Here is a 9,543-nt window from a genome sequence, read left to right as displayed (position 1 = left end):
GGCGCGGATCTGTTCCGAGTGTCGGGCCGTGCCCCGCCCGGCCCGGACCGAGAGGAGTGGCTGAGTCTTGCTCCGCCCGGTCCGAGTCCTGGGCTGTGCCCCGTTCCGTGAGTCGGGCGCGGATCTGTTCCGAGTGTCGGGCCGTGCCCCGCCCGGCCCGGACCGAGAGGAGTGGCTGAGTCTTGCTCCGCCCGGTCCGAGTCCTGGGCTGCGCCCCGCTCCGAAAGCCGGGCACGGATCTGTTCCGAGTGCCGGGTCGCGCCCTGTCTCCAGACCTGGCCGCGCCCCGGTCAGAGTCCCGGGCCGCCCCCCGGCCCGGCCCGGGAGGGAGGCTGCGTCCTGCTCTGCGTCCGGTCCAATTCCTGGGCTGCGCCCCGCTCCGAAAGCCGGGCACGGATCTTCCGAGGGGCTGGCCGTGCCGTGTCTCCAGGCCTGGGCCGAATGCCGGGCCCCGCCCCGGTCCTGGGCCGAGTGCCGGGCCGCGCCCCGGTCCTAGACCTGGGTCGAGCGGCGGCCCAGGCCCCGGCCCCAGACCCGCGCCGGACCTCGGCCCCAGACTCTGGCCGAGCCCGTCGCGCACTCACCCAGTTCTGGGCCGCGGCCCGGGCGCGGACCAGTCCTGCTCCCCCCGTGCCGGGATCCGGGGTCTACGTTGGGTTTGCCAGTTCTTGTGCTGTTGTTTCTCGTAGTTCTCCGTCCAGGAGCAGCCAGCGGGTGATGCCGATGGACTCCAGGAACGGCAGATCGTGGGAGGCCACGATCAGGGCGCCCTCGTAGGACTCCAGGGCCGTGGTGAGCTGGCGGACGCTGGCCATGTCGAGGTTGTTGGTCGGCTCGTCCAGCATCAGCAGCTGCGGCGCCGGTTCGGCCAGCATCAGGGCCGCCAGAGTCGCCCGGAAACGCTCCCCGCCGGACAGCGTGGCCGCCTTCTGGTCGGCGCGGGCGCCCCGGAACAGGAAGCGGGCCAGCCGGGCCCGGACCCGGTTGTTGGTGGCGCCCGGCGCGAACCGGGCCACGTTCTCGGCGACCGTGAGCTCGCCGTCGAGGACGTCCAGGCGCTGCGGTAGAAAACGCAGCGGCACGTGCGCGTGCGCCTCGCCCGCCTGGGGCGCCAGTTCCCCGGCGATCGTGCGCAGCAGCGTCGTCTTGCCCGCGCCGTTGCGCCCGACCAGCGCCACCCGCTCGGGGCCGCGCAGGTCGAACCCGCCCGCAACGCGCGCGCCGTAGGCGAGCCGCAGGTCCATGAGCGTGAGGACGTCCCGGCCGGGCGGGACGGCCGTGTACGGCAGGTCGACGCGGATCTCGTCGTCGTCCCGGACGGCCTCCACCGCGTCGTCGAGCCGCTCCCTGGCCTCGGCGAGCCTCTCCTCGTGCATGATCCGGTGCTTGCCCGCGGACTCCTGCGCCGCGCGCTTGCGTGCCCCCATGACGATCTTCGGTTCGCGTTTCTGGTCGAACATCTTCTGTCCGTACCGCTTGCGGCGGGCCAACTTCACCTGGGCGTCGACCAGTTCGCGTTTCTGTTTCTTCAGGTCGGCCTCCGCGACGCGCACCATCCGCTCGGCGGCCTCCTGCTCGGTGGCCAGGGCCTCCTCGTAGGCGGAGAAGTTGCCGCCGTACCAGGTGACCTCCCCGGACCGCAGGTCGGCGATCTGGTCGACGAGGTCCAGCAACTCCCGGTCGTGGCTGACCACGACCAGTACGCCCGGCCAGGACGCGACGGCCGCGTACAGACGGCGCCGCGCGTACAGGTCGAGGTTGTTGGTCGGCTCGTCCAGCAGCAGGACGTCGGGGCGGCGCAGCAGCAGGGCGGCCAGCCGCAGCAGGACGGACTCGCCGCCCGACACCTCGCCGATGGTGCGGTTCAGGTCGACATGGCCGAGCCCGAGCTCGCCGAGGGTGGCCAGGGCGCGCTCCTCGACGTCCCAGTCGTCGCCGACGGTCTCGAAGTGGGCCTCGGACACGTCGCCGGCCTCAATGGCGTGCAGGGCGGCCCGCTGTGCGGCGATGCCGAGCGCTTCGTCGACCTTGAGCGCCGTGTCCAGGGCGACGTTCTGCGGGAGGTGGCCGACCTCGCCGGTGAGGCGCACGGTGCCGTCGGCGGGGGCGAGTTCTCCGGCGATCAGCTTCAGCAAAGTCGACTTGCCGGAGCCGTTGACGCCGACCAGTCCGGTCCGGCCGGGGCCGAAGGCGACGTCGAGTCCCTCGAAGACGGGGGTGCCGTCCGCCCAGGAGAAGGCGAGGGAGGAACAGGTGATGGAATGAGTCAAAGCGGGCCTCGCGGTTGCGTGTGCGGTCAGGGCAACGCGTGTCGGGACACCGGAAGGCGGCGACCACCGCAGCAGCGGGGAGCGCGGAGGCAGGGAGAAGGTCCCGTTCCGCAGGGACGGCTCGCAGGCCGAGGTCGCACGCGGCATCCACACGCAAGACGTGTGGCGCGGTGTCTCAAGACCTCAGACGAGCAACGTCCTTCTCCAATCGGCGGCAACAGAACCGTTGAACACCGTAGGAGGGCCCGGGAGGAGTGTCAAAGGATTAAAACCGCCTCAGCAGGCGTCCCGCATCAGTTCCGCCAGGTCGTGGTCGAGGTCGAGCTGCCGGTACTCCGTGCCGGCGGGCACCAGTTCGCTCGTGGCCTGTAGGAAGCGGCGGATCTCCGCCGAGTGGACGTGCACGACGGCGGTGCCCTCGGGCGCGTGGAACTCCAGCACCGTACGGTCGTATCCGTAGGGGCGGACCCGGACGTCGCCGTGGCCCTCGGCCTCGCGCAGGCCGGCGGCGAGCAGGTCGCGGGCGAACGTCCAGCAGACCTCGACGCCCTCCAGGGTGGCCGGGGCGGGGAAGGTCATGCGCACGGCGAAGGGGTCGTGCCGGTCGTAGCGCAGCGTGGCGGGGATGCTCGGCATCCGGGGCGCGGCGGCGACCAGACGGGCCTCTACGGGCTGCTCGATGACGGTGGACATCGCCTTGCTCCCTCGTGACGGCGGGGACGAACTTCCGGGCGGTGCGTCCGGACACTGGAAGAGACGCCGGAACCGGCCGATCCGTGCACACCGATTTCGAGTGACCTCGGTCACCGCATTTCATGCACGGGAGTGACTCACCTCTCCTCCCGTGCCGCACAAGGCGCTTGAGGTGATCGCGGGCATCTGGACGGCACCGAAAGCCGTGGGCTAGCTTCGCCCGCCATGAGGCGCTTGGGGAACACGCGACGCACGGTACGGACAGCACGCAGGGGCGGCCGCGCGGCCGCGGCGGTCTGCGGGGCGGCGCTCGCCGTCCTGACCGCACTGCCCGCCCAGGCGCACACACCGGGCCCGGCGGCGCCGCGCTGGGACCTCAAGGACACCGGCGCCACCGCCGTACGGTTCCGTGGCCTCGCGGCGGTCGACCGCCGCACCGCGTGGGTCGCCGGCACCCAGGGCACCGTCCTGCGCACCACCGACGGCGGCGAGAGCTGGCGCGACGTCTCGCCGCCCGGCGCGGCCGACCTGCAGTTCCGGGACATCGAGGCGTTCGACGCGCGCCGCGCCGTGGTGCTCGCCATCGGCGAGGGCGAGGCCTCACGCGTCTACCGCACCGAGGACGGCGGAACGACCTGGACGGAGTCCTTCCGCAACACCGACGCCCACGCGTTCTACGACTGCATGACCTTCTTCGACCGCCGCCACGGCCTCGCCATGAGCGACCCGGTCGACGGAAAGTTCCGCATCCTGTCGACCGGCGACGGCGGCCGCTCCTGGAAGGTGCTGCCGAACGAGGGCATGCCGGCCGCCCAGGACGGCGAGGCGGGCTTCGCCGCGAGTGGCCAGTGCCTGGTCGCCTCCGGGCCCCACGACGTCTGGCTGGCGACCGGCGGGGCCGCACGCGCGCGGGTGCTGCACTCGTCCGACCGGGGGAGGACCTGGACGGCCACCGACACCCCCGTCCCCGCGGGGGATCCCGCGCGAGGGGTCTTCGCCCTCGCCTTCCGCGACCGCACCCACGGCCTCGCCGTCGGCGGCGACTACCGCGCGGACCAGCCCTCCCCGCTCGCCGCCGCCACGACCGGCGACGCCGGACGCACCTGGCGGCCCGCCGCCACACCCCCGCCCGCCTACCGCTCGGGCGTCGCCTGGCTCCCGCACAGCCGCACCGCCGCCCTCGCGGTCGGCCCCACCGGCACCGACCTGACCACCGACGCTGGCCGCACCTGGCGCACCCTAGACACGGGCTCGTACGACACCGTGGACTGCACCCCCGACCTCGGCTGCTGGGCCGCCGGCGAACAGGGGCGCGTGGCCCGTCTGGAGGGCTGAGCGGCCTTTCGGGGTACCCGGTGGGCGCGAACACGAAAGGAGTGAGCGCCCATGCCACGCGGTTCCAGCCCCAAGCGGGAGCGCCAGTACGAGCACATCAAGAAGAGCGCGCAGGACCGGGGCGAGAGCACCGGCCGTGCGGAGGAGATCGCCGCCCGGACGGTCAACAAGGAGCGCGCCCGGTCCGGCGAGTCGAAGACCGCCAGCCGCACCTCCACGCAGGACATGTCATCCGGCAGGCGCGGCGGCCAGAGGTCCGGGAAGGGCTCCCAGGGGCCCACCTACGACCAGCTCTACGAGGAGGCCAAGCGGCGCGGAGTCAAGGGCCGCTCGGACATGAACAAGAGTCAGTTGCAGCGCGCGCTCGGCGGCAAGAGCTGAGTCGGCAGCCGCTTCGGAACATGATCGCGGGCCGGACCCCGGGAGCCGTACGCTCGTCCTCACCATGACGACCGTAGACATTCCCGCGGGCTGGCCCGCGACCGAGGAAGAGGCCCGCGCCGTCCAGGACGAACTGCGCGCGCGGGTGGTGCTCGACGAGCCGGGCCCGCCGCCCGGGACGGGGTACGTCACGGGGGTCGACGTGGCCTACGACGACGAGCGGGACGTCGTCGCGGCGGCGGCCGTCGTCCTCGACGCGGCGAGCCTCGAAGTCGTCGCCGAGGCCACCGCCGTCGGGCGGATCTCCTTCCCGTACGTGCCCGGACTGCTCGCCTTCCGCGAGATCCCCACCGTGCTCGCCGCCCTCGACGCCCTGCCCCGCCCGCCGGGGCTGGTCGTCTGCGACGGCTACGGCCTGGCCCACCCGCGCCGCTTCGGCCTCGCCAGCCACCTCGGGGTCCTCACCGGCCTGCCCACGATCGGCGTCGCCAAGAACCCGTTCACCTTCACCTACGACGACCCGGGAGCCCCTCGCGGTGCGGCGTCCCCGCTGCTGGCGGGAGACGACGAAGTGGGGCGGGCGCTGCGCACCCGGGCGGGCGTGAAGCCGGTCTTCGTCTCCGTCGGCCACCGCGTCACCCTGGACGTCGCGTGCGCGCACACGCTCGCCCTCACCCCGGAGTTCCGCCTCCCGGAGACGACCCGCCGGGCGGACTCCCTGTGCCGGCGGGCGCTCCAGGAGGCGACGACCAGCGCCTGACCCACCTCATCTCCTGAGTACGTCGCGAGTACGTCGTCTGAGTACCTGTACGGATGTGCGCCCCGCCCCGCGCTCGGCAGGCTGGCCCGCATGACGACGCACCGTGCTCCCAAGCCCCTCGCCGACCCCGGCCGTCCTGTCGAGCGTGCCGTGAACGCCGCGCTGATCCTCGCCGTCCTGGCCGGGCTGGGCTGGATCGTCGGGATGATCTACACGCTGGTGCAGTGGCCCCTGTAGGGCGCGTTCAGATCCGCGCCGCCACCCGGAACCGGATGCCCGCCCGGGTCAGCCGCTCGGTCAGCGCGTCGCCCATCGCCACCGCCGTCGTGACCTGCCCCGCCGTCGGCGGGAGGTCGTCGCAGGCCAGGGACAGCGCCGCCTCGGCGAGCATCTTCGCCGTCTCGTCGTAGCCGGGGTCGCCGCCCGCGACCTCGGTGCACACCCGTCGGCCGCCGCCCTCGCCGACGAACCGCACGGAGAACCAGCTCTTCGCCCGCTTCTGCGCGCTCGGCCCCTCCCCGGGCTTCAGCCGGTCCGACAGCCAGCGCCGGGCGGGCGGCAGTTGGGCCGCCGCGACGAGCGTCCCGACCGCCGCCACCGCTCCCACGGCGACCGGCAGCCGTCGTACGGCCGCGTAGTGCCGGTAGCGGAAGTCGGGTCCGTAGCGCGGCAGCGCCCGCGCCGACCGGAGCACGATCTGCGGGTCGACGGTCGGCAGCGGCAGCGCCCAGGCGCCGGCCTCCGGGGCGAACCGGGGCACGCCCACCGGTGCGGCGACCCGGCGGCCCAGCAGCCGTGGTTCGTGCCGCCCCCGCTCCCGCGCGGCGGCCACCATCTGCCGGCCGCGTGCGAACTGGCCCAGCGCGGAGGCGAAGGTGCCGCCCGAGAAGGTGGCGTCGGCTGTCACGAAGCCGTCCACGGTCAGCGGCACGCCCTCCGGGAGCTGCCGGACGGTGAAGTACACGCCCAGGTCGTGCGGGACGGAGTCGAAGCCGCACGCGTGGATCAGGCGCGCGCCCGTCTCCCGGGCGCGTGCGTCGTGCCGGACATACATCAGGTCGACGAACTCCGGCTCCCCGCTGAGGTCGAGATAGTCGGCGCCGGTGTCCGCGCAGGCGGCGACGAGTTCCTCGCCGTGCGTCACATAGGGGCCGACGGTCGTGGCCACCACGCGCGCGTGCTCCGCGAGGGCGCGCAGCGACGCCGGGTCCGAGACGTCGGCCCGCAGCACCCCGACGTCCACGCCGAGCCGTTCGCGCAGCCGCTCCAGTTTCTCCGCGTCGCGGCCGGTGATCGCCCAGCGCAGTCCCGCGGGCGCGTGGGCGGCGAGGTACTCCGCGGTGAGCGTTCCCGCGAAGCCCGTGGCCCCGAAGAGCACGATGTCGTATGGACGATCCGACCTTTTCAGCCTGCTCATGACACCCCTTTGCCGTGCAGCCCGCGCCGCTGTCGGTGGCCGAGGCTAGCGTGAGGGGTACTGAGGCCGACGGCAGGTGTCCCCAAACAGGCTAAGCGCTTGCTCACTCTCCTCTTGTGTCCACTGGAACGTGTTCTTAACATCGCTGGTGTTACATCGGTTGTGTCACAGCAAGGGGGCTGGATGACGACGGGACGGACGGACGGCCACGGCCCGCTGGCCGGGGTGCGCGTGGTGGAACTCGCCTCGATCGGCCCCGGCCCCTTCGCGGGCATGCTCCTGGCCGACCTCGGCGCCGACGTCGTGCGCGTGGACCGCCCCGGCGGGATGTCTCTCGCCATCGACCCCGCCCACGACGTCACCAACCGCAACAAGCGCTCGATCGTCGTCGACCTCAAGGCGCCCGACGGCCCCGCGCGTGTGCTCGACCTCGCCGCCCGCGCCGACGTGCTCATCGAGGGCAACCGGCCCGGCGTGGCCGAGCGGCTGGGCGTCGGACCCGAGGACTGCCACGCCCGCAACCCCCGGCTGGTCTACGGCCGGATGACCGGCTGGGGCCAGGAAGGTCCCCTCGCCCACCGCGCGGGCCACGACGTCACCTATCTGGCCCTCACCGGCGCCCTCGGCATGATCGGCGCCCCCGACCGGCCGCCGCCGCCCCCCGCCAACCTGCTCGGCGACTTCGCAGGCGGCTCCCTCTACCTCGTAGTGGGCATCCTCGCCGCGCTGCACCACGCGCACACGCACGGCACCGGCCAGGTCGTCGACGCGGCCATCGTCGACGGCGCCGCCCACCTGTCGGCGATGATCCACGGCATGCTCGCCGCCGGCGGCTGGCAGGACCGGCGCGCCGCCAACCTCCTCGACGGCGGTTGCCCGTACTACGGCACCTACGAGACCGCCGACGGCGGGTACATGGCCGTCGGCGCCCTGGAACCGCAGTTCTACGACGAGTTCGTGGACCTCCTGGGCCTCGGGGACTTCCGCGAGGCCCGCAAGGACTGGACCCGCTGGGGAGAGCTGCGCGAGGCCGTCGCCACCCGCTTCAGGACCCGCACCCGGGAGGAGTGGACGGCTCTCTTCGAGGGCTCCGACGCGTGCGTGGCGCCCGTGCTGTCGCTGCGTGAGGCCCCGCACCACCCGCACCTCGCGGCCCGCGGCACCTTCACCGACCACGGCGGCATCACCCAGCCGGCCCCCGCACCCCGCTTCTCCGCGACGCCCACCGCCGTCCGGAACGGACCCGCGCAACCGGGCGCCGACACGCCCGCGGTCGCCCGTGACTGGGACATACCGGGGCTCGTGACGGACCTTGAGAAGACCTCCGTGACCCCTGTAACCCCCGTGAGCACTGAAGAGACCCTCGCCAAGACCCCTGCGAAGGACTTCCCGCACCAGGGCGACTGACCCCGCCCTGCTCGGCCCACCCTCCCGAAAGGCCTGCCAGTGAGCACCGAAGCGTACGTGTACGACGCGATCCGCACCCCGCGCGGACGCGGCAAGGCGGACGGCGCCCTGCACGGAACGAAGCCCATCGACCTCGTCGTCGGTCTCATCCACGAACTCCGCGGCCGTTTCCCCGGCCTCGACCCGGCCGCGATCGACGACATCGTGCTCGGCGTCGTGGGCCCCGTCGGCGACCAGGGCTCCGACATCGCCCGCATCGCCGCGCTCGCGGCCGGCCTGCCGGACACGGTGGCGGGCGTGCAGGAGAACCGCTTCTGTGCCTCGGGTCTGGAGGCCGTCAACCTGGCAGCCATGAAGGTCCGTTCCGGCTGGGAGGACCTGGTCCTCGCGGGCGGCGTGGAGTCGATGTCCCGGGTGCCGATGGCCTCGGACGGCGGTGCCTGGTTCAACGACCCGATGACCAACCTGGCCGTCAACTTCGTGCCGCAGGGCATCGGCGCCGACCTGATCGCCACGATCGAGGGCTTCTCACGGCGCGACGTCGACGAGTACGCGGCGCTCTCCCAGGAGCGGGCGGCGACGGCCTGGAAGGAGGGCCGCTTCGACCGGTCCGTCGTCCCGGTGAAGGACCGCGCCGGCCTCGTCGTGCTCGACCACGACGAGCACCCGCGCCCCGGCACCACCGCCGACTCCCTCGCCCGGCTGAAGCCGTCCTTCGCCGATATCGGCGAGCTGGGCGGCTTCGACGCCGTGGCCCTGCAGAGGTACCACTGGGTGGAGAAGATCGACCACGTCCACCACGCGGGCAACTCCTCCGGCATCGTCGACGGCGCCTCCCTGGTCGCGATCGGCTCGAAGGAGGTCGGCGAGCGCCACGGGCTCACCCCGCGCGCGCGGATCGTCTCCGCCGCCGTCTCCGGCTCCGAGCCGACCATCATGCTCACCGGGCCCGCGCCCGCCACCCGCAAGGCCCTCGCGAAGGCCGGCCTGACCATCGATGACATCGACCTCGTCGAGATCAACGAGGCGTTCGCGGCGGTCGTCCTGCGTTTCGCGCGGGACATGGGCCTGTCCCTGGACAAGATCAACGTCAACGGCGGCGCGATCGCGCTCGGCCACCCGCTCGGCGCCACCGGCGCGATGATCCTCGGCTCGCTCGTCGACGAACTGGAGCGCCAGGACAAGCGTTACGGCCTCGCCACCCTGTGCGTGGGCGGCGGCATGGGCATCGCCACCGTCGTCGAGCGCGTCTGACCACCCCAGCGCAGCCAGAGACTTCT

9 protein-coding genes are annotated in these 9,543 nt (G+C 73.1%); 6 read left to right on the top strand and 3 right to left on the bottom strand.

Annotation, left to right across the window (positions count from 1 at the left end):
* Window positions 1-647: 647 nt before the first annotated feature.
* Together ACIBTS_RS03210 and ACIBTS_RS03205 are read right to left on the bottom strand one after the other, a co-directional pair.
* Window positions 648-2,270, bottom strand: a complete 1,623-nt coding sequence (locus tag ACIBTS_RS03210; protein WP_399316164.1) for an ABC-F family ATP-binding cassette domain-containing protein — start codon at window positions 2,268-2,270, stop codon at window positions 648-650.
* A gap of 276 nt (window positions 2,271-2,546) precedes the next feature.
* Window positions 2,547-2,963 (bottom strand): SsgA family sporulation/cell division regulator, encoded by a 417-nt coding sequence (locus ACIBTS_RS03205; protein ID WP_319676749.1) that lies wholly within the window; start codon window positions 2,961-2,963, stop codon window positions 2,547-2,549.
* 225 nt (window positions 2,964-3,188) lie between these two features.
* On the opposite strand from ACIBTS_RS03205, the gene ACIBTS_RS03200 reads away from it, so the two are divergent.
* The 4 genes from ACIBTS_RS03200 (at window position 3,189) to mmpA (ending at window position 5,676) form a co-directional block, all read left to right on the top strand.
* A complete protein-coding gene (locus ACIBTS_RS03200; protein WP_319676750.1) occupies window positions 3,189-4,298 on the top strand; it encodes an oxidoreductase in 1,110 nt (369 codons plus the stop codon).
* Window positions 4,299-4,349: 51 nt separating this feature from the next.
* The gene (locus tag ACIBTS_RS03195) at window positions 4,350-4,679 is read left to right on the top strand and encodes a plasmid stabilization protein (RefSeq protein ID WP_079658294.1); all 330 of its coding nucleotides are present in this window, start codon (window positions 4,350-4,352) and stop codon (window positions 4,677-4,679) included.
* Between the two features lie 64 nt (window positions 4,680-4,743).
* On the top strand, window positions 4,744-5,439 hold the full coding sequence (locus ACIBTS_RS03190) for an endonuclease V (protein ID WP_319676751.1): 696 nt from the start codon (window positions 4,744-4,746) through the stop codon (window positions 5,437-5,439).
* A 90-nt stretch (window positions 5,440-5,529) separates the two neighbouring features.
* Window positions 5,530-5,676: a morphogenic membrane protein MmpA gene (gene mmpA, locus ACIBTS_RS03185; RefSeq protein WP_099935490.1), complete on the top strand. Its 147-nt coding sequence runs from the start codon at window positions 5,530-5,532 to the stop codon at window positions 5,674-5,676.
* 7 nt (window positions 5,677-5,683) lie between these two features.
* Here the strand turns inward: mmpA and ACIBTS_RS03180 are convergent, their stop codons facing one another.
* A complete protein-coding gene (locus ACIBTS_RS03180; protein WP_399316160.1) occupies window positions 5,684-6,856 on the bottom strand; it encodes a saccharopine dehydrogenase family protein in 1,173 nt (390 codons plus the stop codon).
* A gap of 183 nt (window positions 6,857-7,039) precedes the next feature.
* Between ACIBTS_RS03180 and ACIBTS_RS03175 the strand changes: the two genes are divergently transcribed.
* Both ACIBTS_RS03175 and ACIBTS_RS03170 read left to right on the top strand, forming a co-directional pair.
* Complete coding sequence (locus ACIBTS_RS03175) at window positions 7,040-8,263, top strand: CaiB/BaiF CoA transferase family protein (RefSeq protein WP_399316158.1); 1,224 nt, start codon at window positions 7,040-7,042, stop codon at window positions 8,261-8,263.
* Between the two features lie 39 nt (window positions 8,264-8,302).
* A complete protein-coding gene (locus ACIBTS_RS03170; RefSeq protein WP_399316156.1) occupies window positions 8,303-9,517 on the top strand; it encodes an acetyl-CoA C-acetyltransferase in 1,215 nt (404 codons plus the stop codon).
* Window positions 9,518-9,543 lie beyond the last annotated feature (26 nt).

Origin of the sequence: Streptomyces sp. NPDC050121, assembly GCF_044460385.1 — a bacterium.
GTDB classification, from domain to species: Bacteria; Actinomycetota; Actinomycetes; order Streptomycetales; family Streptomycetaceae; genus Streptomyces; species Streptomyces soliscabiei.
Note: the sequence above shows the minus strand (reverse complement) of the source record. Positions and strands in the feature narration are given on the sequence as shown.

What these genes read in the sequence shown, in the direction of transcription:
- mmpA (WP_099935490.1), top strand. Translation starts at nt 5,530, where the DNA reads ATGACGACGCACCGTGCTCCCAAGCCCCTCGCCGACCCCGGCCGTCCT.
- ACIBTS_RS03205 (WP_319676749.1), bottom strand. Translation starts at nt 2,963, where the DNA reads ATGTCCACCGTCATCGAGCAGCCCGTAGAGGCCCGTCTGGTCGCCGCC.
- ACIBTS_RS03175 (WP_399316158.1), top strand. Translation starts at nt 7,040, where the DNA reads ATGACGACGGGACGGACGGACGGCCACGGCCCGCTGGCCGGGGTGCGC.
- ACIBTS_RS03180 (WP_399316160.1), bottom strand. Translation starts at nt 6,856, where the DNA reads ATGAGCAGGCTGAAAAGGTCGGATCGTCCATACGACATCGTGCTCTTC.
- ACIBTS_RS03195 (WP_079658294.1), top strand. Translation starts at nt 4,350, where the DNA reads ATGCCACGCGGTTCCAGCCCCAAGCGGGAGCGCCAGTACGAGCACATC.
- ACIBTS_RS03200 (WP_319676750.1), top strand. Translation starts at nt 3,189, where the DNA reads ATGAGGCGCTTGGGGAACACGCGACGCACGGTACGGACAGCACGCAGG.
- ACIBTS_RS03190 (WP_319676751.1), top strand. Translation starts at nt 4,744, where the DNA reads ATGACGACCGTAGACATTCCCGCGGGCTGGCCCGCGACCGAGGAAGAG.